At 47.6% G+C, this 26,239-nt stretch carries 25 protein-coding genes; 19 read left to right on the top strand and 6 right to left on the bottom strand.

Going from position 1 to position 26,239, the window contains the following annotated elements:
• Positions 1 to 10: 10 nt before the first annotated feature.
• The 3 genes from GCU39_RS16060 to GCU39_RS16050 all read left to right on the top strand — a co-directional run bounded on the left by GCU39_RS16060 (position 11) and on the right by GCU39_RS16050 (position 4,319).
• Complete coding sequence (locus tag GCU39_RS16060; RefSeq protein WP_152394447.1) at positions 11 to 1,678, top strand: response regulator; 1,668 nt, start codon at positions 11 to 13, stop codon at positions 1,676 to 1,678.
• Positions 1,679 to 1,782: 104 nt separating this feature from the next.
• Positions 1,783 to 3,063 (top strand): Gfo/Idh/MocA family protein, encoded by a 1,281-nt coding sequence (locus GCU39_RS16055; RefSeq protein WP_152394446.1) that lies wholly within the window; start codon positions 1,783 to 1,785, stop codon positions 3,061 to 3,063.
• A gap of 108 nt (positions 3,064 to 3,171) precedes the next feature.
• Positions 3,172 to 4,319, top strand: a protein-coding gene (locus GCU39_RS16050) for an IS3 family transposase (protein ID WP_152397154.1) whose coding sequence is annotated in 2 segments (ribosomal slippage) — positions 3,172 to 3,430 and positions 3,430 to 4,319 — 1,149 coding nt in all. Because the reading frame shifts where the segments join, the coding sequence is not laid out codon by codon here.
• A gap of 64 nt (positions 4,320 to 4,383) precedes the next feature.
• Here GCU39_RS16050 and GCU39_RS16045 read toward each other — a convergent pair.
• Entirely contained in the window at positions 4,384 to 5,373 is a 990-nt protein-coding gene (locus GCU39_RS16045; RefSeq protein WP_152394445.1) for a LacI family DNA-binding transcriptional regulator, read from the bottom strand.
• 238 nt (positions 5,374 to 5,611) lie between these two features.
• Here GCU39_RS16045 and GCU39_RS16040 point away from each other — a divergent pair, with 238 nt between their 5' ends.
• From GCU39_RS16040 to GCU39_RS16030, 4 genes are all read left to right on the top strand, one after another.
• Positions 5,612 to 8,227: a GH116 family glycosyl-hydrolase gene (locus GCU39_RS16040; protein ID WP_152394444.1), complete on the top strand. Its 2,616-nt coding sequence runs from the start codon at positions 5,612 to 5,614 to the stop codon at positions 8,225 to 8,227.
• A 175-nt stretch (positions 8,228 to 8,402) separates the two neighbouring features.
• Positions 8,403 to 8,552 (top strand): hypothetical protein, encoded by a 150-nt coding sequence (locus GCU39_RS31560; protein WP_193726500.1) that lies wholly within the window; start codon positions 8,403 to 8,405, stop codon positions 8,550 to 8,552.
• 23 nt (positions 8,553 to 8,575) lie between these two features.
• A complete protein-coding gene (locus GCU39_RS16035) occupies positions 8,576 to 8,908 on the top strand; it encodes a hypothetical protein (RefSeq protein WP_152394443.1) in 333 nt (110 codons plus the stop codon).
• Positions 8,909 to 9,022: 114 nt separating this feature from the next.
• Positions 9,023 to 10,447, top strand: coding sequence for a PAS domain-containing sensor histidine kinase (locus tag GCU39_RS16030; RefSeq protein WP_152394442.1), 1,425 nt, complete (start codon positions 9,023 to 9,025; stop codon positions 10,445 to 10,447).
• A 15-nt stretch (positions 10,448 to 10,462) separates the two neighbouring features.
• Here GCU39_RS16030 and GCU39_RS16025 read toward each other — a convergent pair whose 3' ends face one another.
• Positions 10,463 to 10,759, bottom strand: a complete 297-nt coding sequence (locus tag GCU39_RS16025; protein ID WP_152394441.1) for a hypothetical protein — start codon at positions 10,757 to 10,759, stop codon at positions 10,463 to 10,465.
• A gap of 199 nt (positions 10,760 to 10,958) precedes the next feature.
• Here GCU39_RS16025 and GCU39_RS16020 point away from each other — a divergent pair, with 199 nt between their 5' ends.
• On the top strand, positions 10,959 to 11,402 hold the full coding sequence (locus GCU39_RS16020) for a helix-turn-helix domain-containing protein (RefSeq protein WP_152394440.1): 444 nt from the start codon (positions 10,959 to 10,961) through the stop codon (positions 11,400 to 11,402).
• A gap of 42 nt (positions 11,403 to 11,444) precedes the next feature.
• A complete protein-coding gene (locus GCU39_RS16015; protein ID WP_152394439.1) occupies positions 11,445 to 11,837 on the top strand; it encodes a hypothetical protein in 393 nt (130 codons plus the stop codon).
• 81 nt (positions 11,838 to 11,918) lie between these two features.
• On the opposite strand, the gene GCU39_RS16010 is transcribed toward GCU39_RS16015, so the two are convergent.
• A complete protein-coding gene (locus GCU39_RS16010; protein WP_152394438.1) occupies positions 11,919 to 12,527 on the bottom strand; it encodes an acetate uptake transporter in 609 nt (202 codons plus the stop codon).
• A gap of 229 nt (positions 12,528 to 12,756) precedes the next feature.
• On the opposite strand from GCU39_RS16010, the gene GCU39_RS16005 reads away from it, so the two are divergent.
• The 8 genes from GCU39_RS16005 to GCU39_RS15970 all read left to right on the top strand — a co-directional run bounded on the left by GCU39_RS16005 (position 12,757) and on the right by GCU39_RS15970 (position 18,872).
• Positions 12,757 to 13,614 (top strand): AraC family transcriptional regulator, encoded by an 858-nt coding sequence (locus GCU39_RS16005; protein WP_152394437.1) that lies wholly within the window; start codon positions 12,757 to 12,759, stop codon positions 13,612 to 13,614.
• A gap of 158 nt (positions 13,615 to 13,772) precedes the next feature.
• Complete coding sequence (locus GCU39_RS16000; protein ID WP_152394436.1) at positions 13,773 to 14,744, top strand: N-acetylglucosamine kinase; 972 nt, start codon at positions 13,773 to 13,775, stop codon at positions 14,742 to 14,744.
• Between the two features lie 36 nt (positions 14,745 to 14,780).
• Positions 14,781 to 16,100, top strand: coding sequence for a 6-phospho-beta-glucosidase (locus GCU39_RS15995; protein ID WP_152394435.1), 1,320 nt, complete (start codon positions 14,781 to 14,783; stop codon positions 16,098 to 16,100).
• Between the two features lie 174 nt (positions 16,101 to 16,274).
• Positions 16,275 to 16,673 carry a phage holin family protein gene (locus tag GCU39_RS15990; RefSeq protein WP_407671550.1) on the top strand — a complete coding sequence of 133 codons (399 nt, stop codon included), beginning with the start codon at positions 16,275 to 16,277 and terminating at the stop codon, positions 16,671 to 16,673.
• A gap of 195 nt (positions 16,674 to 16,868) precedes the next feature.
• Positions 16,869 to 17,156, top strand: a complete 288-nt coding sequence (locus tag GCU39_RS15985; protein WP_152394434.1) for a Dabb family protein — start codon at positions 16,869 to 16,871, stop codon at positions 17,154 to 17,156.
• Positions 17,157 to 17,315: 159 nt separating this feature from the next.
• A complete protein-coding gene (locus GCU39_RS15980) occupies positions 17,316 to 17,750 on the top strand; it encodes a DUF86 domain-containing protein (RefSeq protein ID WP_152394433.1) in 435 nt (144 codons plus the stop codon).
• Positions 17,751 to 17,845: 95 nt separating this feature from the next.
• A complete protein-coding gene (locus GCU39_RS15975) occupies positions 17,846 to 18,499 on the top strand; it encodes a helix-turn-helix transcriptional regulator (protein WP_152394432.1) in 654 nt (217 codons plus the stop codon).
• Between the two features lie 106 nt (positions 18,500 to 18,605).
• On the top strand, positions 18,606 to 18,872 hold the full coding sequence (locus GCU39_RS15970) for a YqkE family protein (protein WP_152394431.1): 267 nt from the start codon (positions 18,606 to 18,608) through the stop codon (positions 18,870 to 18,872).
• Between the two features lie 153 nt (positions 18,873 to 19,025).
• On the opposite strand, the gene GCU39_RS15965 is transcribed toward GCU39_RS15970, so the two are convergent.
• Positions 19,026 to 21,902, bottom strand: coding sequence for an endo-beta-N-acetylglucosaminidase (locus GCU39_RS15965; RefSeq protein WP_152394430.1), 2,877 nt, complete (start codon positions 21,900 to 21,902; stop codon positions 19,026 to 19,028).
• Positions 21,903 to 22,649: 747 nt separating this feature from the next.
• Here GCU39_RS15965 and GCU39_RS15960 point away from each other — a divergent pair.
• A complete protein-coding gene (locus tag GCU39_RS15960; protein ID WP_152394429.1) occupies positions 22,650 to 23,129 on the top strand; it encodes a DUF948 domain-containing protein in 480 nt (159 codons plus the stop codon).
• A gap of 16 nt (positions 23,130 to 23,145) precedes the next feature.
• Positions 23,146 to 23,481: a YtxH domain-containing protein gene (locus GCU39_RS15955; protein WP_152394428.1), complete on the top strand. Its 336-nt coding sequence runs from the start codon at positions 23,146 to 23,148 to the stop codon at positions 23,479 to 23,481.
• A gap of 87 nt (positions 23,482 to 23,568) precedes the next feature.
• Here GCU39_RS15955 and GCU39_RS15950 read toward each other — a convergent pair whose 3' ends face one another.
• Together GCU39_RS15950 and GCU39_RS15945 are read right to left on the bottom strand one after the other, a co-directional pair.
• The gene (locus GCU39_RS15950; protein ID WP_152394427.1) at positions 23,569 to 23,862 is read right to left on the bottom strand and encodes a hypothetical protein; all 294 of its coding nucleotides are present in this window, start codon (positions 23,860 to 23,862) and stop codon (positions 23,569 to 23,571) included.
• A gap of 55 nt (positions 23,863 to 23,917) precedes the next feature.
• Complete coding sequence (locus GCU39_RS15945) at positions 23,918 to 26,227, bottom strand: thiamine pyrophosphate-dependent enzyme (RefSeq protein WP_152394426.1); 2,310 nt, start codon at positions 26,225 to 26,227, stop codon at positions 23,918 to 23,920.
• Between the last annotated feature and the right edge of the window lie 12 nt (positions 26,228 to 26,239).

Here is a 26,239-nt window from a genome sequence, read left to right as displayed (position 1 = left end):
GGGAACTCGCATGTACCGATTGCTAATCGTGGATGATCTTCCGATCATTGTGGATGGATTGCTCGAATTATTCGAACAGACGGATCACTTGAAGCTTGAGCTGCTTAAGGCCTATTCCGGTGAAGAAGCGCTGAGCGTCATGCGGGAGCAGCGCGTCGATATCGTGATCTCAGATATTAAGATGCCAGGGCTGGAAGGGATCGAGCTGCTGCAGGAGATTAAAAAGGAGTGGCCGGCCTGCAAAGTCATTTTTCTCACGGGTTACAATGATTTTCACTATGCGCGGAGCGCCATTACGTATGGCGGCTTCGAGTATATTCTGAAAGTAGAGAGCGATGAGAAAATTATCGAATCAGTCGAGCGAGCCATAACGACGCTGGAGGCGGAGTATAGTCAGCAGCAAATTATAGCTAGAGCACAGACGAAGATGCGACAAGCACTGCCATCTCTCCAGAAAGATTATTTGTGGGGGCTCTTCCAGGGCAAACAGGTCACACAGAGTCAATTAGAACGTACATTCAAGGAGATCGATATTCCACTTGATGCGAATTTGCCTGTCTTTATCCTGATAGGTAGAGTAGATGCATGGCGAGAACTGTTCACGACACCGGATAAAGCGCTGCTAACGTACGCATTCCAGAATGTATGTGATGAATATCTATCTGCGCAAGTGCGAAGCTTCTCCTTCGTATATGATCTGACGCGAATCGTGTGGCTCATTCAACCGCTGCCTTCTGAACCGAATGCCAACCATTCCCACACATTGGATTGGGGGCGTGTATATCGATATACGAGCGGGATTCTCGAGACGGTTCAAGGAACTTGTAAGCGATTGCTGAGTCTGCCAGTATCTTTCGTACTGGGCAGCGAGCCAACGTTATGGGAGCATGTCTCTGATCGGTTTCATTCGATCAAGTTCGGTCTCGCGCACGGTCATGGCTTATCCAACGAAGTCATCTTGACGGATATTGATATGCAGTCCGAGGATGAAGACGATAAAGCAGGAGCTTATCATGATTGCTTCTACCATTCTCGTATTCAATTGCTCATGACCTGCATTGAGAATAATCATCGTGAACCGTTCAATAAGTTATATGTCGAATTGACTTCGATCTGGAATGATCCGAAGACGCCGAATGAGCGGAAGACAGAGCTGTACCATTCCCTATCAGCCGTGTTCTTGTTCTATATTCATAAGAATCGGGATTTCCGCGACTATGTGAACACGCAGCTGGATTTGGATCGACTGTTCCAGCCTAAGGATGCGTCTTCCTGGCCGGATATGATTCAATATTTCTGGCAGCTCGCTGACTATCTATTCGAATGGAATACGATGCGTGGCACGCAATTGCCGACGGAGGTCGTGAATAAGGTTCATCGATACATCGAAGAAAATATCGCAACCGATATTTCGCTGAATGCGCTTGCAGATTACGTCGGCTTGAATCCGTCCTACCTCTCCAGACTGTATAAGCAAATGACGGGGATCGGCCTCTCTAAATATATTAACGATTACCGGAACTTAATCGCGCAGGAAATGCTGTTGAAATCGTCGATGAAAGTAGGCGAAATCGCGACCGCGCTTGGTTATAACTCAGCTCTCGCCTTTATCCGCTTCTTCAAGAAGCAGAATGACATCACGCCGCAGGAGTACCGCATCGTCCGTTCCGGAACATAGGCCAGGTCAATAAATGTATATGAAATGTAAGCAACGATCTCTTTCGTGTACCTAGCTCTGCCTTTACTATAGAAGTCAGAGGGTGAACATGAGGGGGAAATGACGTGAGAACACTAACCGCGGTACTACTTGGTGCAGGCAGCAGAGGTCGATACATCTATGGGCCTTATGCGGAAAAATATCCGAATGAAATGAAGATCGTTGCGGTCGCAGAACCAGATGATGAGCGCAGGAATAATTTCGCGGCAATTCATCAGATTGCTCCGGATCAAGTATACGATTCATGGGAAAAAGCATTTGAGAAAGGCAAGATTGCGGACGTAATGATCATTAGTACACTCGATCGGATGCATTACGTTCCAGCAATGATGGCGATGGAACTCGGCTATCACGTGTTGCTCGAGAAGCCGATGTCGCCTTCGCAGGAGGAGTGCATTGCGCTCGAGCAGGCGTCGCTTAAGCATGAGCGTCTGTTGATCGTGAGCCATGTGCTTCGCTATACACCGTTCTGGACAGGAATCAAGAAATGCATCGAGCAAGGCGAGCTTGGAACCGTCGCGACGATCCAATTGACGGAGAATGTTGGTTACCGTCATATGACGCATAGTTATGTTCGCGGGAACTGGCGGAATTCCGAAGAGACGAGCCCGATGATTCTCGCGAAATCATGCCATGACCTCGATATTATCTCTTGGTTGATGGGGCAAGAATGCACTAACGTGAGCTCCTTCGGCTCGCTTCTGCATTTCCGGCCGGAGAATGCGCCGGAAGGCTCGGCGGACCGCTGCATCGACGGCTGCGAAGTGGAGAAAGAGTGCGCGTTCTCGGCGCTCAAGATGTATATCGACCCGCCTCATCATCCATGGGCACGTTATATGACCAGCGACCTCTCGCAGGAAGGCATTCTGAATGCGCTTCATGAAGGGCCGTTCGGACGCTGCGTGTATCGCTGCGATAACAATGTGGTAGACCATCAGATCGTGAATATGGAGTTCACGAACGGGGCGAACGCTTCCTTTATCATGTCGGGACTTACCGAGAGCGGTGCCCGCAGAGTACAGATTATGGGGACGAAGGCTGAGATCATCGGCGACATGGATACCGGCATCTATACGCTGTATCGTTATCTGACTGGGGAGAAGCTGGAGATCAATTGTAACACGAGCGGCGACGGACACGGCGGCGGCGACGAGCGCATGGTCAGCTCCTTCCTGCGCGAAGTGAGACGCTTCGACCAGAATCCATCGTATGGATTGACGTCCGCGACAGCCTCGTTGCAGAGCCATCTGATAGCCTTTGCATCTGAGCAGTCCAGATTGAAAGGCGGCCAGGCTGTTAAGCTTGCCGATATGATCGCGAATCAACCGGTCGCGGTTCAAGGATAGACGAAGTAAAAGGCTGTTCCCCTGTGGTATTATCCCCTTACGGTAGACAGTAAAAAAAGAGTTCATGTTATGATGAATTCAACACTGTTGACCGGAGGGGATTTTTTCATGGCGAAAAAGGGACAGACATTCAATCGTTATGACGAAACAACTAAGCAGGAGGCTGTTAGACTACGTCTTGAGGAACACTGGAGTTATTCCATGATTATGAATAAGCTGAGTATCAAGAGTAAGAGTCAAATTCAGAATTGGGTAAAGAAATCTGAGCGTGGGGAAACGTTTAAGGATCTTCGAGGGAGATGGAGTAAGAAGCGCTTCAGATCAGTTGAAGAAGAGATTAGTTATTTGAAAGCACAGGTGGAATATCTAAAAAAGCTCAATCCAAATCTACATGGGGAGGAAAGTTGGATAAGCAAGTCCGATTCGAGTCCATTCGAGAAATGAAAACCGATTTTCCTATTAAATTACTGTGTAAGATTGCTGAGGTTTCCCGTTCTGGCTACTATAAATGGTTAGCCACTTACGAGTCCCGGAAAACACGTATGGATGAGAATACGGTAATTAAAGAGCATATTCTAGCGATTCACCGTATTCGGCCTTACTACGGTTATTTTCGCATGCGCACAGCACTACGAAAGGAAGGGCTATATGTTAACCACAAGAAGGTGCGACGACTCATGCGAGAATTAGGAATCCAGTCTGTCATACGTAAGAAACGGCCTTTCGCAGGCAGAAAGCCTTCTGTGTTGTTCCAGAATGTATTAAACCGGGAATTCACTTCAGCCGCAGCTAAGCTCAAACTAGTAACCGACATAACCTATGTTCGCGTTGGACATGGCTTCCTCTATCTTTCAGTTGTTTTAGACCTCTACAACAATGAGATTTTGACTTGGAGGTTGGGAGAACGAAATGACCTAGAACTTGTTCTGGACACCGTAAAACAACTGAATACACCAAAAGCGATCCTGCACTCTGATCAAGGGTTTCAATACACGACAAAGACGTATGCAAAGCTCCTTGCAGATCAGAAGCTTGTTGGCAGCCATTCTAGACGTGGGAACTGCTTTGATAATGCGTGCGTTGAGTCGTTCTTCTCGCATCTAAAGGCAGAAAAGCTTCATTTGGTGAAGCCAAACGGTGCCTCTGAAGCTGAACGTTTGATCACTGAATATATTGCTTATTACAACCATGAGCGGTTTCAGAAAAAATTAGGCGACCTCTCCCCTGTTGAATACAGGAAAGCGATCGCCGCTTAATTTATGGCTTTTTTAGCTGTCTACTTGACGGGGATATGACCACCTGGGAACAGCCTTTTTGATGTTAGAGCGAGCTGCGTTCCATAATGCTATGCGTTACTATGGTGCGTGAAGGAACGACCTCGCCTTGAATACGGCGGATGAGCGAGTCTGCTAGGCGTCTGCCGATGTCCTCGACTTGGTAGTCCACGGTTGTGAGCGGCGGATCGATATAGTTCAGCATATCGATATTATCGAACCCCATGACGCCGACTTCGTGAGGGACATCCATGCCTGCATCTTTTAACGATTTCAATACTTCGAGCGCGAAAATATCGCTTGTACATAAAATCGCAGTGCGTCGGAATGACTTCTGCAGCTCTGCATGGATGGCGTCCACATAATCTTTTGAGGTGATCACGGTATGGCTGATATCAGGGTGTTGTTGAAGAGCCGACTGAAGCCCTGCATACCGCTGTTCGGGAACGTGGATATTCTCTCGCCCTTTAAATCGGAGCGGCGGACTGACATACAGGATATGTTGATAGCCTTTCACTGCAATATGGTTGACGGCGTCTTGAATGGCAGCTTGATCGTCGATCCAGATGTGAGGGAAATGAGCAGAGAGTTCATTTCCAAAAGTCAGAATGGGGGTTCGCGTCTTCTGGAGCAGGGATTCGAAGGCTGCCCCTTCATTGATCGGATTGAGCGCAATTCCGTCGACACGACGATCGATTAGATTATGTATATATTCAATCTCTACGGCTTGGTCTTTATGGGATAAGACAAGATAGACGAAGTATCCATGTGATCTTGCGACTTCTTCAAACGCATGGAATAGTTGGGCGAAAATCCGGTTATGAACATCGAACATCACAATCCCGAGGGTTCGGGTCTCGCCTCGAACGAGACTCTGACCTAGATAATCCGGACGGTATCCGAGCTCTTCGGCTGCTTTTAAGATTTTCTCACGCGTCGCAGGCTTAATGCCAGGGCGGTTGTTCAGTGCACGGTCGACGGTACCGCGTGTGACCCCGCATATTTCTGCAATATGTTTACTCGTAATCTTCTGCATCGCGTATTTCCGGTCCTCTCCTTAAGATAGATTTATCGTATCTCAAAACAGTCGTCTGGTCAATTTGTGCACGTGAACGGATTGAATAAATGAATTGTATGCGAATTTTCTCTAGGTGGTTTACAACCGAAAAAAGGACTGCTACAATAAACCCGTGCACGTGAACGTAAATGCAGTAGGATATGTAAATTTCGATAAATGGAAGATTTGGATTCAATCGACAAAGGAGATCGAACCTATGAGCAGATTCACCTATCAAGGCGAACAAGCAAAGGAAATATCGTTCCCGCTCGGCGGTATTGGATCGGGAAGTCTAGGGTTGTCAGGCAGCGGACGATTGATCGATTGGGAGCTTTATAACCGTCCGAACAAGCAGAGCGATAATTACTTCAGCCATTTTGCTATCAAGACAGAGGCAGACGGGGAGCTGCTAGACGCGCGCGTTCTGCACGGCGATCTGCCGCCAGGTCATATGGGTAACATTCGATATCGCCATCACGGCGGCTACGGATTCGGGCCGAATCGCTCGACATTAGCCGGCGTACCGCATTTCGAATCGCTCAAGTTTACGGGTGAATTCCCAATCGCGAAGCTGGACTTCGCAGATGCGAAGTTCCCTGGTCTCATCCAGATGACCGCGTTCAACCCGTTCATTCCGCTGAATGATCGGGATTCAAGCATTCCAAGTGCCTTCTTCGATATTGAGATTACGAATACGACAGCTCGTACTCTGGATTATACTCTGTGCTTCACAGTCTCGAATCCGTTCATGGATGAACAACGGGTGAGCCAGTATACACAGGTACAGAACAGCCATATGATCAAGCTGTCATCAACAGGGTATGCCACCCATGATCCGAAATATGGGGATTTGACGATCGCAACGGATAGCGAAGATATTAGCTATCAGGAATATTGGTATCGCGGCGATTGGTTCGACAATCTTGAGATGTATTGGAATGATCTCACGACCGCGGGGAAATTCAAGAATCGCTCCTACGAGACCGCACAATCGAAAGCGGTTCCAGAGCATACGGATCATAGCACGCTTGCGGCGCATATACACTTAGGTCCAGGGGAGAAGCGTAGCGTGCGGTTTGTGCTCAGCTGGAGCTTCCCGAATGTCGTGAATGATTGGAACCCGCAGTCGTGTTCTTGTGAAGGCGGCAATTGCGATCCACTGGTTCATAATTCATGGACAAATTATTATGCGACAATATTCCCGAACTCTACGGCAAGTGCAGCCTATGCTCTACAGCACTGGGATCGGTTGTACCAGGAGACGTTAATGTTCAAGGAAGCCTTGTTCTCCTCGACGCTGCCGCCAGCGGTGCTCGATGCCGTCTCTGCGAATATCTCCATATTGAAGTCGCCGACATGTCTGCGATTGACCGATGGATCGTTCTACGGCTGGGAAGGCTGTCTTCCTGACCAAGGATCTTGCGAAGGCTCTTGTACGCATGTCTGGAACTATGCTTATGCGCTTCCATTCTTGTTCCCTGCGTTAGAACGTTCGATGCGGGATTTAGATTTCCATTATAACCAGCGGGAAGATGGAAGGATGTCCTTCCGACTGCAGCTGCCAGTAGGTCGGGCGGCGAATAATTATCGGGCATGCGCGGATGGGCAATTCGGCGGCGTCATGAAGACGTATCGGGATTGGAAAATATGCGGTGACACGGCGTGGCTGAAGCAGCATTGGTCAGCGGTGAAGCAATCGATCGAATATGCATGGTCAGCGACGAACGAAGACCGCTGGGATGCGGATAAAGACGGTGTACTCGAGGGAAGACAGCACCATACGTTAGATATGGAGCTGTTCGGGCCGAATGCGTGGCTGAATGGATTCTACCTGGGGGCGCTCAAGGCTGGCGCCGAAATGGCGGAGGCACTAGGCGAGCAGGAGACAGCTGGCGAATACCGCGCGTTATTCAATCGAGGAAAAGCATGGACGGATGAGCATTTATTCAACGGTTCTTATTATCATCAAATTGTGGACGTTAAAGATCAATCCCTTCTCTTATCTTATGACGCAAGCGCCATGAAGCATTATTGGAATGCTGAGAAACAGGAGATGAAGTATCAAATCGTGGACGGATGCGGCGTGGATCAAGTTGTAGCCCAGTGGCATGCGAACATAAGCGGCTTAGGGGAGATATTCAATCCGGCACAGACGAAATCCGCGCTTCAAGCCATTTATGAGCATAACTTTAAGAAGAGTATGCAGGATGTATTCAACCCATGCCGAATCTACAGCTTGAATGATGAAGCAGGCGTTATGATCTGCGTCTGGCCGGAAGGGACACAGAAGCCAGCCGTTCCGCTCACCTATGCGCAGGAGACGATGAACGGGTTCGAATATCAAGCAGCGATTCATATGATTCAGGAAGGGCTTGTGACCGAAGGGTTAGAGATCGTGGAAGCCATTCGAGACCGCTATGACGGGTACAGACGCAACCCATGGAACGAATATGAGTGCGGAAGCAATTATGCAAGGTCGATGGCTAGCTATGCGTTGATCCCGACATTAAGCGGGTTCGAATTCGATATGGTGCAGGGGATGATCGGGTTCAATCCGGTCCTGCAGGAAGGCGATTTCCAATGCTTCTGGTCGCTGGATTCCGGTTGGGGCGTATTGACCAAATCGGAACATGCCGTATCGGTATGCGTCCTGTATGGAACCTTGACGTTGTCCACACTACAGTTGCCTTTCCTCGCCGGGCAGCAGATTGAATCTATTGTGCTTGAAGATAAGGCTATAAGCTATTCGGCCATGTCCGGCACGATCTCGTTCACGAGTCCCGTGACGGTTGAATCCGGAGGAGCTGTCCAAGTACAAGTGAGAAGGGGATAAAACACAAAAAAACCTCTAGTAAGCAGTCGCTCCTATGGAGCTTGCTTATCCCAGAGGTTTTTTGTATTTTGAAGCGGGCAACGGGTGGATACGGATGAATTGCCAACCAGTGGACAGAATAAGGGTGATCAGAGGATGGGAGCTCTTGACGCCATAGCGAAAGGAAGGATGCAAAGTGAAGGAAGAAGAAAAAGACATGATGGACAAGCGTTACTACGCACAGATGAAGAAAAATCCATGGTTTTTCAATCGCGTCTATATCCCTTATCTCGTCCTGATTGCCGTATTCGCGGCGGCTTGCATATATTATTCCCTGAAGTCATAGGCAGGAATGGAGGAGGTGATTCGATGGAAAAGCATAAATATTATGTATCCGTACAATCGAACTCGATTGTAAGTGAACAGGGCGCAACCCCTTATGAATTTGAGATCTACGCAACGCAGGAGGAAGTAGATCAATTGCAACATTTGCTGGAGATGAAGATGAACTCGGATGACCGAACGTATTTCCGATCTCATCTTCCTGCTTTTCCGTACCATGTAGACCCAGAGAATGACGCCTATGACCATTATTTAACGCAGGTGTACAAGCAAATATATCAATGCGGAACCGATGAGACGAAGCACGCGATGCAAGAAATGCGGATATTCGATCATCTACAAGATCTTGGAGATACGTAATAGGTTAGCTATTGAATGTCATAGGGAGTAGTTGTAAAATTGGGTTAGTCTGGAATAATTCGGATGAAATGAGATTACATTCCTGACCATTATTCATTCGAGAGGGGATTTCAAGTGTGTCCTGAGCAAGTTCATTCGCATGGTGTCGCATATGAGCAAGCGGTTGTTGGGATGGCTTATGTATCGGAGAAAGGTGAGATCCTCCATGCGAATTTCGCTTTATGCAGCATGCTGGGTTACGAGCCTGATGAATTACGAAGTTTAACAGCCCAAGAGATTACATACCCGGAAGATCGTAGTGAAGTCTTCATGCTGATGCAAGCCATGTTGATGGAGGAAGCATTTGAGCGGAGAGAGCTCCGGATACGTCTCCAGCATCAGCAGGAACACATTCTCGATGTGCATTTCCATATTTCTCACCTTCGCGAGAAGCAGGGTGAGGAGGCTTTTCTCATCCAAGTGCTTCCGCGGACGGGAGAGCAGATACGCCCACACGATATGCACGATCTTGAAGAAGAATTGGATCAGCTGCTGGAGGATCTCCCGTTCACTGTTCTTATTACCCGTGGCGGTGTGATTCAGTATGCGAACCCGGCGGGGCTTCGACTGATTGGCGCATCGCATCTGGAAGAAGTCTTGGGGTTATCGACAAATCAACTCGTAGATGCGTCTTATCATCAACAGCTTGAATTGCGAAGAAGACGTTATCGGAATTATCAACGAATCGGTCCGACCCGGTATCGTGTGCACTGTCTGACAGGCGAACTGAAAGATGTTGAAGGCGTCTCTTTATCCTTCCAATACCGAGGTAATCGAGCTGCGCTAGGAATTTATGCTGACATTACGGAACGTAAGAGGGAAGAAGAGCAGCTGGTGCAATCAGAGAAGCTTGCTGTTGTCGGACAGCTCGCAGCGGGCATTGCGCATGAAATTCGTAATCCCTTAACCTCGATTAATGGGTTCATGAAGTTGTTCCAGACAGGTCGTACAAGAGATGTACGCTATTTCGAGATTATAGAATCGGAATTGAAACGGATTGAGAGTATCGTTAATGAGCTTCTGATCTTGGCACGGCCTCATCAAGCGCACCTTCAGCATTTGGATATTGTAGCGATTCTGGACCATGTGATGTCCCTCATGAGTGTACAAGCGATTCTCAAGAAGGTAGAGATCCATGGCAATATGAATCAGTACCCGATCTGGGTGTCTGGCGATTCGAATCAATTGAAGCAGGTGTTGATTAATCTGCTCAAGAATGCGATAGATGCCATGCAGGGCGGGGGAAATGTGTATGTGACCACCGGGGTCTGCGGACAGGAGGTACGCATCGTGATTCGCGATGAAGGATGCGGGATGACGCCAGAACAGCTCGAACAGATTGGTCAACCGTTCTACTCTACGAAGGAAACGGGCACGGGTCTCGGACTTATGATTAGTTATAATATTATTGTGAATCATGGCGGTATCATTACGGCATCAAGCGAAGTTAATCAAGGAACGTCCTTTGAGATTGTTCTCCCCTTGGTGTTCGAAGCGTAAAAACCAATCGCATCGCTAATGCGGTTGGTTTTTTTTCACGAATCCGCCCAGTATGCGATAGGGGACATAGAGGCCTAAGTAAGCACCAGGGTACAACAACCAAGGATTCAATAAGATAGCATGGACATCCGTCGTAAATGTTGTATCGTGCTGTACCGTACGATAGACCGCGATCGCGACGACAGAGCCAGCGCAATAGAAACTGAGCAGAGCAAGGGCATGCAAGACGTTACGAATCGGTCGACTATAATAAGCGAGAGCCAGCATCAACATCGGGACGATGATGAGCGCGGCGAGCATGAACCATTCCAATGGGAAACACCTCCTCTTCATACCTTCACCTAATGCGATACGACCTATACCATTTGGCAGAAATTATCGTTGTAACTTGCTCCTATTTATACGATACTGATAGAGGTATAAAATGAGCCGTGTTCGGCTATCATTCTATTTTTACATCAAGTGAAGTTCTTTTGAAGGAATGATGAGCATGACAAATGAAGCGATATCGATGCGGAAATTGCGACAATGGCGTCGCATGCAGGGGGTATGTGCACAGTGCGGCGAACATCCGAGTGAACGATATTTATGCAAGCGCTGTGAAGAGCGCAGGAATAAGAATCGCCAGGTGATCGAAGCACAGCGAGCTAGACTTGGGCAATGTACGAAGTGCGGCCGCCCCATGCAGGGATGTGAGAGCTGCGAATTCTGTTACAAGAAGTATCCGCTGCGTAAGTTGAAGCGGTGGCAGATCGGGAATGAGCGACTGTATCTCGCGATCGAGGCATCGAAGATTTCCATACCTGAGCTTGCCCAGGCGCTGGATCTGAAGACGAGAACCGTTGAGCGCTGGGTATTCGAGGGGATTACCCCAAAGCGTGAGAATGCGGATAAGGTTGCGAAATATTTCAATCAACCCGTCAGCCGTTTCTTTCGAGATTATACAGAGCAATAAATAGAGTCATACCAATATCATAGATATAGAGAGATGAGAGCGATGATTCAAGGACAAACTTCCGTACTCCATTGGGGTGATTTGCTCCAACAATACAGAACATTGATTTATATTTTATTGGAGAAAAAGAACGAAGCACATATCAGCACGGTTACGGTGACGGAGTTAAGTAAGGTACTTCGCCTGTCGCATGCGGATATTGCTTCACGAATTAAGAAGTGTATTGGTTTTGGAATTCTAGAGGCCGTTGAGCCGACGGGGTTCCGGGTGCTTCAATCTGATCTTACGTATACGCCGATTGGATACATGGCGCAGCTGCTCCAAGTGATCAAACAGCTGCCGGAATCGTCCTTCGAACAGCAGGCGGATGCAATGCAGATTTCGGTCAAGGAATTGGAATCGGTGTACGGCTATTTTCTCTATTTACTTCTGTAATTCTATACAAGAACACCAAAAAAGCTATGATGTCAACCAACGTTGAGATTCATAGCTTTTTGTCATAACTAAGCGTATATTCTATTTCTTGAAAATATGGAACGGTTGTCCAACCGGCAAAAATGTGCGACCGAAATGCACATTAAGCACGGCAGCGGCAGAACCGTAGAAGGAGAAAATCGCAATGCAGAACTCAGCGATGGCAGCGACCTTGTGCATGACATGCGACATGATGCCGAATGCATCGAAGGTGAGTCCGAGGAACAAGAAGTCAATGAGGACGAAGATGATAAAGAGTACTTTGTGCGTCTCCATTGCACCGATGGTCATGTAGAGTGAGAAGATCAGATAGCCTAGAAAAGCAAATCCAAGTTGTTTGCCATCTGCTTGCGAGGCAATGATCTCACCGAATGCGCCCATTTTGAACAGCCAAGCGAGTGCAACCGAGAACCAGAAGAATGCGAATCCGCCAAATGCGGTTGCGCCAAATGTATTGTTCTTCTTGGCATCATGGATGCAGGCGAAGAGCTGTGCGAAGGCCCCGAGGAAAATCGCCCACGGAATGATGAGTGACAGACCGTCGGTCCATCCGAGTTTTTGGCTGGATGCGACAAGCGTAACCATCGCTAGGCCAAAAAGTCCGAGTGCGCTCGGATCCGCTGTAGTCATTTTGACTTGTTGTGTTTGCATGATGAATCGAAATGCTCCTTTATTTAGGGAATAGTATGGGTTGTCCGACGACAGTCCGTCGGCACGACCTTTCTATTTTACATGAATTGGTCAAAAAGGGAAGTTGAAAATGTATCAAATGGATGGATGTAGATAATGGAAATCATTGTGCATGAAATATGATATACTCAGAAGTAGTGATGGCGAATGTGCGAATGTTTCATAGATCGAAAGAGAGGACAGACGGCTTATGCACAAAATTCAATCTTCCATACCGAGCGATACGATCGACCTCCCGCCGTCGTTTCCGATTCTCATCTCGCAAAGTCAGGGCATCTCGCCGTTATTCCAACGACTACACCTGCACAATGAACTCGAGATTAATCTCATCGTACGCGGTTCAGGGTATTACATTATCGATGGGAACAAATATACCTTTTCGCAAGGTGACATCATTCTGATCAATTCCAATGAATTGCATCGCGCTTTTGAGACGGAGGAGCTGACGATGATGGTCGTCATGTTCGACCCTTCCTGGCTCGCGATTGAACAGCGTTATGATCCGGAGCTGCTCGCTCCATTCCGAGAGATCGGAACGCGGTTCTCGAATGTGCTCGATGCGAATAACCCGGTTATTGAAGAACTCAGACGAATGCTCTACGGCATGGAGGAAGAGTTCGATCGGAAGCTCCCTTCCTATGTATCCATCATACGTGCCCATCTGATTCGGTTCCTCGCTTCGATACATCGATCCTTCGCGCTGCAGGAGCTGCCAAAGCATGCGGCCAAATTGCAGGGGATCGAGAACATTCGGAAGGTGGTTGAACAGATGGAGCAGCATATTGCCGAGCCCTGGTGCTTGCAGCAGCTAGCCGATCTGGCTCACCTGAGTCCATCTCGTTTCAGCTTTTTGTTCAGTCAGATTGTAGGCACTTCGCCGATGGATTACTTAATCCAGCTTCGCCTAGGAGCAGCCGTGCATCTCTTGGAGACATCCGATTACAAAATCATTGATATTTGTACCCAGTGCGGCTTCCGTAATTTATCGAATTTCAATCGGTTATTTCGTCATTATATGGGTAGATCGCCATCGGAGCTGCGAAAGTAGCTCCGTTTTTTTGTGTTTATCGTTTTGAGATGAATGACAGTAAGATAGTATTAGTCGATAATCAGTTTGCAGTAGCTGGCATGCACGAAAATCGTGTACTTTTACAGTATAGAATGATAAAGCAGCAGTTCAGTCATGAATGTCAGGAGGGCGCTGGAGTGAGTAGATTTCTAGGCGTAGATGCGGGCGGGACCAAGGTTCACGCACTCATCGTCGATGAGCAAGGACAAGTGCTCGGGCAAGGGATTGTATTCGGAAATGGGAATCATCAGACTGGCAAGGAAGAAGCGGAGAATAATATTCGTTCTGCATGTGAACAAGCTCTAGCCTCAGCGGGGTTACAGAAAGATGATATTGCGTTTGCGTTCTTCGGGCTTGCAGGTGCGGACCGGGGGCCAGACTTCGAAATTCTAAATCCGATGATTGCTGCCCTAAAGTTTAAGCGCTATAAGATTGTATGTGATACGATGATCGCCATGCGTGCGGGTACAAGAGATGCATCAGGCGTTGTCATTATTAGTGGAACAGGGTCCAATTGCGCAGCACGAAATAAAAAAGGCGAAGAGCTCGATTATGGCGGTTTTGGCTATATGTTCGGCGATGGACACGGGTCAGGTACGGATCTTGCGATTCACGCTTTCCGCTCTGTTGTGCGGGCTTGGGATGAACGCGGACCTGCTACGTTGCTGACAGATCTGGTCTTGAAACATACAGACAGCATGAGTGTTGAGGAGTTGTTCGATGATATTCTGTATGGACGCAAGTCATTGCCGCTCGATATGGGGAAGCTTGTCTTCGAAGCGGCAGCGAAGGGTGATACCTTAAGCATCCAGATTCTCGAGCAAGAAGGTACAGAGTTCGGCAATGCGGCGAATGCCTTAATTCGAAGATTGAACATGCAGGAGGATGCGTTCGATGTCGTGCTCGGCGGCAGCGTATTCTCGAAGAGCACAAGCCGGCATATGATTGATGCGATTGCGCAGGAAGTGCAGAGTCTTGCACCGCATGCACGCTTCGTACGCGTCGAGATGGATCCTGTTGTAGGGGCCGTGATGAGCGCAATGGACGGTGCGGGTCATTCGATCAATGATGCAGTCTATAACCAATTACATCAGATTAAATTTCTATAAATTAATCAAGCGGATGCGCGAAGGAGGACAATGGTCATGAGTAATCCAAATGCAGGCTTAAAAGTAGCAGTCATCGGTGGAGGTTCTTCGTATACACCGGAAATCGTCGAAGGTTTTATTCAGAAGTACAATGAGATGCCGATTCGGGAATTGTGGCTCGTGGATATTGAGGAAGGCAAGCATAAGCTCGAAATCGTAGGCGAGCTCGCGAAGCGTATGGTGAAGAAGGCGGGTATCCCGACAGAGGTTCATTTAACGCTGGATCGCCGCGCTGCAATCAAGGACGCCGATTTCGTCACGACGCAGATTCGTGTTGGCCTGCTTGAAGCGCGTAAACGCGATGAGCATATTCCAATCAAGTATGGTGTGATCGGACAAGAGACGACGGGCCCAGGGGGCATGATGAAGGCTCTCCGCACGGTTCCTGTCATTCTAGATATTTGCCGCGATATTGAAGAGCTGGCACCAAATGCATGGATGCTCAATTTCACGAATCCCGCAGGGATCGTAACCGAAGCGGTAGCGAAATATTCAAAGGTGAAATCGATTGGATTATGCAATTCGCCGATCAACTTCCAGAAGTTCCTCGCGAAACAGTATGGTGTGAAGCAGAGTGAGACGATGCCTGAATTCGTAGGGATCAATCACTTGCACTGGGTAACGGCGGCTTACGTCAACGGGGAAGACAAGCTGGATGAGCTCATTGACGGCGGCAAGGAATATACGGCATCGAACGTTACCGCGATGGATTGGGATTATGATTTCTTAAGCTCCTTGCGCGCGATCCCAACCTACTATCTTCGTTATTTCTATATGATGAACGAAATGTTCGCTGATATGAAGGCGTCGCTTGAGAAGAACGGTACCCGCGCCGAAGTGGTTAGTCGTGTGGAGGCTGAATTGTTCGAGTTGTACAAAGATGAGCATTTGCAAGAAAAACCGAAGCAGTTGGAACAGCGTGGAGGCGCCTACTACTCGGAGGCAGCGGTGAACCTCATGTATTCCCTGCACAACAATATACAGGATATCCAGACGGTCAATGTGCTGAACGGCAATATTTATGATTTCTTGCCAGCAGATGCAAGTATTGAGGTGAACTGTGTGATTACGGGTCATGGACCAATACCATTGCCACCACAGCGTGTGCCAAGTCATGTCAAAGGCTTGCTTAAAGCCGTGAAGACGTATGAAGAGCTAACGATTGAAGCGGCGATTACCGGGGACCGTGGTCTCGCGCTGCAAGCTCTTGTACATCACCCGCTCGTGCCTTCCGTATCCGTTGCGAAAGACATGCTGAACGAAATGCTCGAAGCAAACCGCAAATATTTGCCGAACTTCTTCAGAGAAGACGTGTAAAGAAGGATTGATAGAAATACTAGAGAAGCCTCTGCCTCGTGCTGAGGCTTTTTTGGGAATCTGTATAAGTTTGCGAGGTTAATAGGAAATGTGCACGTGGGATCTAGGCACTATCACTCTCATTTTGATCGATAGGATCATATGATATCGTAGCACACCAGAGTAAAGGGGACGATGCTATTGAACCAAATCGCTCTGAATACGATGACCGGCATTGTTGGTTCCGTCGTGACTTTTGCTTTTGGGGAGTGGAGCCAATTGCTCACATTTTTTCTAGTCGCCATTACCATAGATTATATTACCGGCATTGCAGCTTCGCTGCTTGAGGGACAAGGGTTAAATAGTAATACGGGATTCTGGGGGATCGCACGCAAAGTATTCATGCTCTTCATTATTATGTTAGGGCATCAGATGGACCTGCTGTTAGGGACTGAAATCATAATGTCAGGTGCGATATATTTTTACTTAGCGAACGAGTTGATCTCAATCACGGAGAATTATGGACGATTAGGGCTTCCGCTGCCTCAGAAGATTCGCGACATGATTCAAATTCTGAAACAGAGGGACAAATGATGCGTATGCGGAGTGAGCTGCTTGATGATCATTCAAGCGCTCATTTTTTTGTTCCCGGGGTTCCTCCGTGGACCTGAATTGACCTCGAAGCCAACTCCCTCCTGTGTGGGGTTATTTTATGCGTGTTTCTGGAAAATGATTGGTGTATAATAGGTAAGATTCCACAGTTTGTAGCAGGTAAAGGAGCGATTGGCTATGATTCGACATATTGTGTTATTTAAACTAAAAGACCGTTCACCGGAGAGCGTGGAGCGGACTGCGAGTGTACTTCGAGCAATGGAAGGTCAGATCCCCGAACTTAAGAGCATCGAAGTAGGGAAAGATGTCATGCATTCCGATCGTTCTTATGATATCGCTCTGGTGACGACTTTTGATTCGCTTGAGTCGCTTGCGGCATATAATGTCCATCCGGAACATCAGAAAGTTATCGCCCATATGGCTGAAGCGCGTGAGAGCTCCATCAGCCTGGATTATGAAGTATAGGAAAGTAGGGACCGCAGTATGAGTGATTTGAAAGATGTTATGGAAGCCTTTGCAGTCGTTCTTGAGATTGTTATTGGCTTCCTCGTAATCTTCTTCTGGTTGAAGTGGAAGGGCAAGCGGAAGAAGCAATCCTAAGCTAGAGAATGGGAGGCACTTGCCGTGTACTATGTGAATCGTGAGCAACTTGAATTACGGCTGCAATGTATTCCTTCGATTGCGGAAGCGATGCGTGAGATTGGAGCCGGTTGGAATGGCAGCAAGGTGGAAGGGCTAGCGCAAGAGCGGGCGCTGCATCTTGCGATTGAGACTGTCACGGATGTCGGCAGTTATCTTATCGATGGATTTATTATGCGTGATGCCAGCAGTTATGAGGACATCATTGAGATTAATGCGGAAGAGCAAGTATTCCCGCGCGAACTCACCCCTGTACTGATTGAGCTTGTGCGGCTGCGCAAACCGTTAGTGCAGGAATATTATGCGTGGCCAAGCCAGGAGCGCCATCCATTTCTAGCCGTATTACCGGATGTGCTGGAGACTTTTGCATCATCCGTACGTCAGTATGTTGAACGAGAATTAGGTGCGTTTCATACGTAATAGCAGAATACAGTGAACGCGTATTTTTGATACATAATTGTTTACTAATTTACTTATGTACCAAAATACGTTACAATACGCCTGAGGTGGTACGTATGTTAAGAGCGGAGCAGGATACATCAACACGGCGTGTTGTTCTTACATTATTGAAGACGAGGGGCGGACTCCTCGTTAGTGAGCTAGCGAAATCGCTGCAGATCACGGAGATGGCGGTGAGACGCCATTTAAATACATTGGAGCGAGATGGGCTTGTACGAAGTTCGCTCGTTCGGCAATCGATTGGACGTCCGAGCTTGGTCTATGAATTAACAGAGCTCGCAGATAATCATTTTCCGAAGAACTATCAGAATTTGTTACTGGAGCTGCTGCAGGAGCTGGAAGAGAATCATGCTGAGGATCCTGCGGCCGGACAAGCGATGGTGAATCGATTGTTCGAAGGGCGTAAGGCGAAGCTGCTTCGCAAGTATGCGCCTCGTATGGAAGGCAAGAATCTGAATGAACGGCTGATCGAGCTGACGGAAATTCAGAGCACGAATGGGTATATGGCAGAACTTACGCAAGGGGAGCAGGGGGACTATCTGCTGCACGAGCATAATTGTCCGATCACCCAAGTCGCTCATGTCTATCAGCAAGCTTGCCAATGCGAGCTCGCATTGTTCAAGGAATTGCTCGGCACCGAGGTAGAACGAACCGAATGTCTTGCCAAAGGCGGACTAAGATGCACTTATCGCATTCCATCATCCAATTAATGCAAGGAGGTCTCCATGAGGCCTCTTTTTTCATGTCGAACAGCAGCCGAAGCATGGAATCTGTTATAATAGAACGATGAACTGTTCAAAAACGAGGTGAATGAAGATGGCGAAGAAAATGAAGCAGCAGACGCGCCAAGCGCAAACAATGGCTGCTCAAGATAAACCGGCAACGCTCAAGGATCTCCTCGATCCGAAGGTGCTCGAGAAGCTAAAAGCGCAAGCTAATGACATGAAGCAAGAAGAAGAGGCTCGTAAGGCAGCCAAGCGGAAGCAGGAAGAGGAAGCACGGCAAGCAGAGCAGAAGCGCCGAGAGAATGACTTCGAATATTTACTGAATAACACGAAGCAAGATTGGAAGCAATATAAGTAATTGTGAAATTCGCATAAAACGCGATTCAGCGGATTACGGGGAAGATTTCCTCGGTCCGGGGGATCGCGTTTTATGCGATCTACCAAATATAAAAACCCGCTTACCAGTTTATTGCAACATAAACTGGAAGCGAGTTATGAATAAAGCCTTTATTTACTCATTGGTAAGCGTTGTTCCAAATGAAACTTGTACAGGCTCCGACTTATTGCCGTTAAAGTCTTCTAATACGACCTCAAGTACGCCTGAAGCTCCCTTTACTGGAATGGATGTTAAATCATCAATACCTCGAATCGCATACGCTCTTCCATCTTTAAATGGAATCTGTTTGCCATCTTGCGAGACATATAAATGCCACCAGTCATCGGATGTTGGGCCGGATAGTTTCACTTTCGTGCCTTTCAAGGTTGCAACGCCTTCATAAGCATCCGCGTGATCATCTTTTAGTACACCTGTATGATCTGCATAACTAACCACATTACCCTTAGCATCCAACAATGAAATTCTAACGGTATAAGCACTTCCGTCTGCCAATGGAATTTCAACTTTTGCTTCATATGTTCCTTGTGCTACTGTCGTTGAAACCCCTTCTTTATTGGAGTAGTTCAATGTTACGTCTACTTTTGCTTTAGCATACTGAACTGCTGGTGTTTCCCAAGTGACATCAATCGATCCAACCTTTTCAGTTGTATTGATATTTTTCACCGTCTTGGAGAAATCTTTCTTAACAACGGCTGCTTTACTCTCTCTTCCATCTGCACCAACGGCTGTAACTTTGATGTTCACCGTACCTTGCGGGTCATACAAAGACTTAATATAAAATCTGTCGTCATAGGTTCCGCCTAGGAAGATTTCTGTGCCATTCTCATATTCCGCATACACATTGTATCGCTCTACTTTACTGTAATCATCTAAAGTCCATGAAATATACATTTCAGACGTGTCAAAGGACTTATCCATCTTTAAGCCTGTTGGCACGGGAGCCTTTGCAACAGTACCATCTGTAATTTTTATTTCGCCTACGTTAAATTGATAATTTTCAATCGTTCCTTGTTCAGGCGTGAAAGCTAAACCGAAAGATGCTAATGTTCTACCTGCAAACGGAGATAGATCAAGATTTTTCTGAACCCATCCTTTGGTCGTTTTGTTCGCGCCACTTGGAATGTCAATGTACTCCACGTTGGATGGATCATCTTCAAAAATCAAACCAACTTTCACGCTGCTCGCATCTGTAGCTGATGGTTTGTTATACGTCATGTTTAACTTTGAAGAATCTTTAATGTCTAATTTAGTTTTGTACAAGTGGATAAAGTTCGTTGCATCCAGATCACCAAAGATGGCTAGAGAACTTCCGCCATGATATCCGCCAAGCTGCGTATAATCATTTCCTGCGCTATATTTCTTACCATAGTCGAAATCTACTTTTAGACGAGTGCCTTCCGTATCAATCCACCATTGCCATGTCGGAAGAATATCTTGAATGTTGATGTTCGCCCATTGGTTGTTATTCGACACTTCACCGTCAATGTAATACTCCATACCATGTCCGGTATTAAAGTTCGTATAGAAGTTGGAACCGTCGATTACGGATCTTTCGGAAATGTATGCGGCTAGACCTGGCCAAGTTTTATATTGTTGACCTGGGTTTGGCTGTCCACGATCAGGGTCATTCGCTGTTTTCACAGGGTTTGGCGTCGCATTTAATACTGCTTCTTGTAATTGCTCCTGTGTCATACCAGCTGAAGCTAGTGTTCCTTTTCCTTCATTGTATGTAGGAGCATCGGACGCACCTGAGAACCATGTTCTTTCTCTCTGCGAGATATATTTGTAATAGTCCGGGTTGCCGCGTCGATTTTCCGTGTACTTATTCGGTCCTGAATGACCAAAGAGTTGTTCATCCAGGTGATCAAATACTGTTGAAGCCCCTAGCGAAGCGATACCTGTTCTTGGTACTAAATTTTCATCAAGCGTATTATATAATGCGCCGCGTGTTCCGCTAAATCCGGTTTGACCCGCTTCAAGCGTATTAAATACCGTATTTCTAGGATCTAAGCCTAATGCCTTCATGCCTGCAACAGATCCATCTACCTGGGATTTACTTGGGTCTGGATTCATATACAAGGAGTTCGCAGCAATGGACTGATCCTCTGGAGACTTGATCCAGTTGCTAAACAAGGAAGCATCTTTATTATAGTAATCGATTTTTCCCCACTTGCTCTGATTCGTCGGTCCATATAGATTCGAAGCATAGACTTGCACATAAATTCCTTGCGAGGTCATCGCACGAATAAATTCTTGATACAAAGGCATAAAGCTTGCAGGCAACGTTTCCTCTGCATTCACGAAGTACCCGTCAAATCCGTAATATTTCGCCATTTCAACGAGTTTGTCCGCGACTGGGAATCTTCCATTCTCGTCTTTATAAATAAAGTCATCGGTATGTTCTGTTCTTGGGAAGAAAACGCAACCTAACGATTTAACACCGTTTTTGTGAGCGGCATTGGTATACGCCGGGTTTGGAATATTCACCACACCAAACTCATATTCACGCTGCCACCAATCTGCTTCCGGATCGAACAAAGAATCAGGCGTTGGGTTCGTTACTACACCATGCCAAGACGCCGTATAATCCACGTATTGCCAGAAGTTAAACAAATATTGCGCGAATTGATCATTATAGATCGTCGGGTTGAAAAATTCGTTGCCATAATCTCCTGTTAAAAGTAGGCTTTGAACTTCCTGATCCAACATCGGATTGGCCTGCGTTGGTTTGAAAGCTTCATTACGATTCTGAAGCGGCACTTTCGCTCGCATGAAGTCATAATATTCATCGCTCGCAGGTGTCCAATCCACAATATTTTGTTTTCGATACCCATGATAGACAGGTTGGTTTTTCCCCTTAAAACCTTGTTCACCAGGACGCGGTGGCAGTGTGTCGCCGCCGGCCAGTACGTTAGAAGCATTCAGCATCGTACCAACAGTTAATACGGATGCTAAAATAACCACAAAACGTTTTTTCAGTTTACCTTTCATAATCGCATGCTCCTTTTTTGATTGTTTTATATAAAAGCGATAGTCGCTTCTATAGCAAGGAATACGATGAAACGCTTACAAATTGGAAAGGGGAAATACATTCATTTTTGAAGGTGTTTGAGAGATGATCATAAATACTGAAATGGAAGCGCATACAGTTTTCTGTCTAAGTTGCTGACTGACAAGCCATTATATTCTGTTTGAAAATGATCTTCTCAGTTGATCCTGTATTCATGGTGTAGGCTCGTCTTTGGTTAATTATAAAATCCCATAGAAGACATTCACTAGTTACCATTTATTACTTTTGTGTCTTACCTTTACTCATTGGCTTTAACTTGAGATGGAACGGCTAACGAATCGTAGTAGGCTTATCCGCTCAATATTGGAGTTTTTTTTGACCTAACGAATCCTAGCGGCGTTATTGTAATCAGAATCGGCAATATCGCTGCCTTGTGGCGGGAATAGCATTGCTGGGGTTCGTTAGAATCAGAAAACGTGGTAATTCAGCGAAATAAGCATTTCTGAGTTCGCTAGCCATAGCCATGTACGGACACAGAGTGCATCTTTCGCTCAATCTGCATGACGCCCCCTTGCTTATAAGGGCATAAATCGCACGCCGCGTAAGGCTTTTGACGAAAGTTCAATATTTTTGGTTTGTCCGCTGTGTCAAGTCAAGCCCAATCTTCTTATACTGTCATTAGAAAATGGGCATTCGCCCGGGAACAACGTGAATCGAGGTGATCGTGGATGGTTGAATGGAGTGTTGTAAGTATGGCGATTGCATTCATCATACTGGTTGTCGTGGCCATCATCGTACTTATTACGGTAAGAAATACGGTGCTGCAGGCCTATGTCACAATTCTTCAACTGCAGCGAGATACGGCTGCGCTAGGCCAAGAGGTGTCCATCTTCATCCAAGATGCGCAGAAGACAGCGGCGCACGTCAAGCGCCAAGTGGATGCCTTTGAGCCATTCTGTGATTCCATCCGCGATACTGGGGAGACACTGCGCTATGTCACCTCCTCGGTTACCTCCGTCACGGAAGCGTTAACGGCCTCTGCCGTGTCGCATGTGAATCGTGCACACGCCAATAACATTGAGCGCATTGGCGATATGTTCGATTGGATGGATCTAGGCCTTGGATTATGGGAGAAATGGCAAGCCGTTCGCCCAGCGAACGCAGAGTCCCGAGCAGCGAAGCCAAGTGAGAGTAAAGAAGGATCATAATGAGGAGCGATGACAAATGTCGGAGAAAAGAAAAAGTTTTCTATTAGGTGCACTTGTAGGGAGTGTTGTTGGTTCAGTAGCGGCGCTACTGCTTGCACCCAAGTCTGGTCGCGAGCTGCGGCAAGATATCAAAGAAGGAGCGCACCAAGTAACGGAGAAAACGACGAATGTCATTAAACAAGTTGGCGAGCAGACTTCGAGCTGGGTTGAAGCAGCGAAAGATAAAGTGAATAATATCCGCGAGTGGCGCCAAAACCGTCGCCAAGAGGATGATGAAACCTTTGCGCAAATCGCTTCAAGCCAAGAAGAAGAAAAGGAAGAAACGCGCGAATTCGAAGAAGTTCTTAAATAACCGCGTCGCTAAATCGATGACGAAATGTAAAAGAGCAGCAGTTCCCTGTGCATGAAGGGGGACTGCTGCTCTGTGTGTATACGAACGTTATGGCGTGAGGACTTCCGTATATGGCCGGCCCTCCGTATCGAGGAAACAGATGTACTTCGGGTTGTTCTTCAATTTCACATTGCATAATTTCAGAACCTGCTCTTCAATTTCAAGCAGCGACCATGCTTCCGTGGCTAACAATTCCTGTGAAGCGTGGAAGGCAGGAAGCTCAGTAGAGGCAGCTTCCTCATCCTCCCAATATTTCACCCCGTAATAGACCAGATCATAGCCATTACGGAGCAGACACGCATAGATCTGCCCGGTTGCCGTATGGTGGAGTACGTAAGGCATAGAGGACAACTCCTCTCATTCTCGGTGCTGAAATGCTAACTTTTTGAACTCGAACTTATAGATACGGATTCTCATGCTTCGCGAGAAGGATCTTCCATCGGCGCTCGACTTCCCCTTCGAATGCCTTGAGCGTCTCGGCATGCTCTGGCTTGGTAAGATGTCTCGTCTTGCCCATTGTCTTGAGCCAGTCGACGAGCGGAACGCGCTTATCTTTCTCATCCGGGTTGTACGTAATCGTCGTTACGCCATGCTCCACCTCGTAGAGCGGGAAGAAGCAAGAGCCAACAGCGGCATCGATAATTTCCGTGCCAAGTTCATCTTCGGACAACCAGTTGAGCGGACACGTAATTAAGATCTTACCATAGACAAGTCCTTCATTTTGCGCATAATACTGTGCCTTGGCGGCTTTCTTCACGAGATCCTGCGGGAACGCTTCGGAACCGGTGAATACATAAGGAATATGGGTTGCGGCCATAATCTGCGCTGTGTCTTTATGATGGAACACTTTGCCGGCCCGGACGGAACCGACATTGGAAGTCGAGGTCCGGTGTCCCATCGGCGTCGAGTAGGAGAGCTGTGCCCCTGTATTCATGTAGCCTTCGTTATCGTACTCCAGAATGATCATCTTATGATTGCGAAGCGCCGCGCCGATTGCCGGGCCCATGCCGATATCCATACCGCCATCGCCCGTAATCATGACGAAGGTGAAGTCATCCTGCAGATTCAAGTGATCGAGCTCGCCTCTGCGCTTGCGTTCCCAGAACATCTCGACAACCCCGGACAGGGTAGCCGCACCGTTCTGGAACAAGTTGTGAATGTACGTCGCTTTGTGCGACGAGTAAGGATAGCCGGTTGTAACAACCATCGCGCATCCCGTATGGAAGAGCGCTACGATATCGCCTTCGATGCCTTTGAAGAATAACTCAAGGCCGGAGAAAATCCCACAGCCTGGGCAGGCACCGTGACCTGGCGCAATGCGCTTCGGTTTCTTCGTGAGCGAGCGGAGCGGCGGGATCCTTACGCTTAGCTTACCCGTCTCTTCGTCTTTTTTCACCGTGATGAGGCCTGTCTTCAAATCTTCGAATTTCATCGGCTTGAGCACGCGTTTCGGTGCTTTGGCAGGATCGCCAGGTGTATGCCCGTAATAATCGAACGGCTTCTCGACGATTCCTTTATCCATCGCATCGATGGCGAATTGGAACAGGTTATGCCCGTCTTCGGCGTAGAAGTCTTTGCCGCCAAGACCATAGATCCGGCTGATCACGAGCGTATCGCGGTTGCCATGTGTGAAGAGGGCAGCCTTGATCTCATTTACCATATTGCCGCCGTGTCCGCCGTAAGAATCGGCGCGATCACCAACTGTGATCGCTTTAACGTTCTTAAGCGCTTCAGCAATGGCTTTCTGAGGGAACGGACGAATCATATTCGGTGCAATGGAGCCCGCCTTAATCCCTTGCGCACGCAATTGGTCTACGACATCCTTGATGATCTCCGATGCGGAGTTCATGAGGAAGACGGCGACTTCGGCATCCTCCATGCGATACAGATCAAGGATCGGATAGTCGCGGCCTGTCAGGGCAGCGAATTCTTGGCGAACCCGATCATAGACATGCTCGGCATTATACATCGCCATCGATTGCTGGTAACAGTTATTGATGTAATCCGGTTCATTCATATACGGACCGACCGTAATCGGATTGTTGCGGTCCAACGTGTCAGGGTATCCGACTGGCGGCTGCGCGCCAATGAATTGATGCACATCCTCACGATTCGCGAACGTCTGCACTTTACGCTTCTGATGCGATGTAAAATAACCATCGGATGCGACGAGCACAGGCAGACGAACCTCTGCATCTTCTGCCACCTTAAGCGCCATAATATTCATATCGTAGACCGCTTGCGGATCACGACACATCAGAATGGGCCAGCCAGTGTTGAGGGCGTAGTAGAGATCCGAATGATCGCCATGAATATCAAGCGGCCCGGAGACGGAGCGGCAGACAAGGTTCATCACCATAGGGAATCGCGTCCCGGATTGCACCGGCATTTGTTCGATCATGTAGAGATAACCGTTCGCGCTCGTTGCGTTGAACACACGCCCACCTGCGGTGGAAGCACCATAACATACCCCTGCTGAACCGTGTTCGCCGTCAGCCGGGATTAGCACGATATCATGCTGTCCATTGGACTTCATTAAATCTAGAAATTGAGCGACCTCTGTCGATGGCGAGATCGGAAAGTATCCCATAATATGATAATTAATTTGATGCGCCGCGTAAGCAGCCATTTCGTTGCCGGATTCATACACGACACGCTGCTCTACTTGGGCAAGTCCTGCTTGTTCTTTGGACAAATCGATAGACAATGTCGATTCCAC

The organism is Paenibacillus guangzhouensis (assembly GCF_009363075.1).
In the GTDB taxonomy this organism is placed as follows: Bacteria; Bacillota; Bacilli; order Paenibacillales; family Paenibacillaceae; genus Paenibacillus_K; species Paenibacillus_K guangzhouensis.
Note: the sequence above shows the minus strand (reverse complement) of the source record. Positions and strands in the feature narration are given on the sequence as shown.

What these genes read in the sequence shown, in the direction of transcription:
- GCU39_RS16060 (WP_152394447.1), top strand. Translation starts at nt 11, where the DNA reads ATGTACCGATTGCTAATCGTGGATGATCTTCCGATCATTGTGGATGGA.
- GCU39_RS16045 (WP_152394445.1), bottom strand. Translation starts at nt 5,373, where the DNA reads ATGCAGAAGATTACGAGTAAACATATTGCAGAAATATGCGGGGTCACA.
- GCU39_RS16040 (WP_152394444.1), top strand. Translation starts at nt 5,612, where the DNA reads ATGAGCAGATTCACCTATCAAGGCGAACAAGCAAAGGAAATATCGTTC.
- GCU39_RS16035 (WP_152394443.1), top strand. Translation starts at nt 8,576, where the DNA reads ATGGAAAAGCATAAATATTATGTATCCGTACAATCGAACTCGATTGTA.
- GCU39_RS16020 (WP_152394440.1), top strand. Translation starts at nt 10,959, where the DNA reads ATGCGGAAATTGCGACAATGGCGTCGCATGCAGGGGGTATGTGCACAG.
- GCU39_RS16015 (WP_152394439.1), top strand. Translation starts at nt 11,445, where the DNA reads ATGATTCAAGGACAAACTTCCGTACTCCATTGGGGTGATTTGCTCCAA.
- GCU39_RS16010 (WP_152394438.1), bottom strand. Translation starts at nt 12,527, where the DNA reads ATGCAAACACAACAAGTCAAAATGACTACAGCGGATCCGAGCGCACTC.
- GCU39_RS16005 (WP_152394437.1), top strand. Translation starts at nt 12,757, where the DNA reads ATGCACAAAATTCAATCTTCCATACCGAGCGATACGATCGACCTCCCG.
- GCU39_RS15995 (WP_152394435.1), top strand. Translation starts at nt 14,781, where the DNA reads ATGAGTAATCCAAATGCAGGCTTAAAAGTAGCAGTCATCGGTGGAGGT.
- GCU39_RS15990 (WP_407671550.1), top strand. Translation starts at nt 16,275, where the DNA reads ATGCTATTGAACCAAATCGCTCTGAATACGATGACCGGCATTGTTGGT.
- GCU39_RS15985 (WP_152394434.1), top strand. Translation starts at nt 16,869, where the DNA reads ATGATTCGACATATTGTGTTATTTAAACTAAAAGACCGTTCACCGGAG.
- GCU39_RS15975 (WP_152394432.1), top strand. Translation starts at nt 17,846, where the DNA reads ATGTTAAGAGCGGAGCAGGATACATCAACACGGCGTGTTGTTCTTACA.
- GCU39_RS15970 (WP_152394431.1), top strand. Translation starts at nt 18,606, where the DNA reads ATGGCGAAGAAAATGAAGCAGCAGACGCGCCAAGCGCAAACAATGGCT.
- GCU39_RS15965 (WP_152394430.1), bottom strand. Translation starts at nt 21,902, where the DNA reads ATGAAAGGTAAACTGAAAAAACGTTTTGTGGTTATTTTAGCATCCGTA.
- GCU39_RS15960 (WP_152394429.1), top strand. Translation starts at nt 22,650, where the DNA reads ATGGTTGAATGGAGTGTTGTAAGTATGGCGATTGCATTCATCATACTG.
- GCU39_RS15955 (WP_152394428.1), top strand. Translation starts at nt 23,146, where the DNA reads ATGTCGGAGAAAAGAAAAAGTTTTCTATTAGGTGCACTTGTAGGGAGT.
- GCU39_RS15950 (WP_152394427.1), bottom strand. Translation starts at nt 23,862, where the DNA reads ATGCCTTACGTACTCCACCATACGGCAACCGGGCAGATCTATGCGTGT.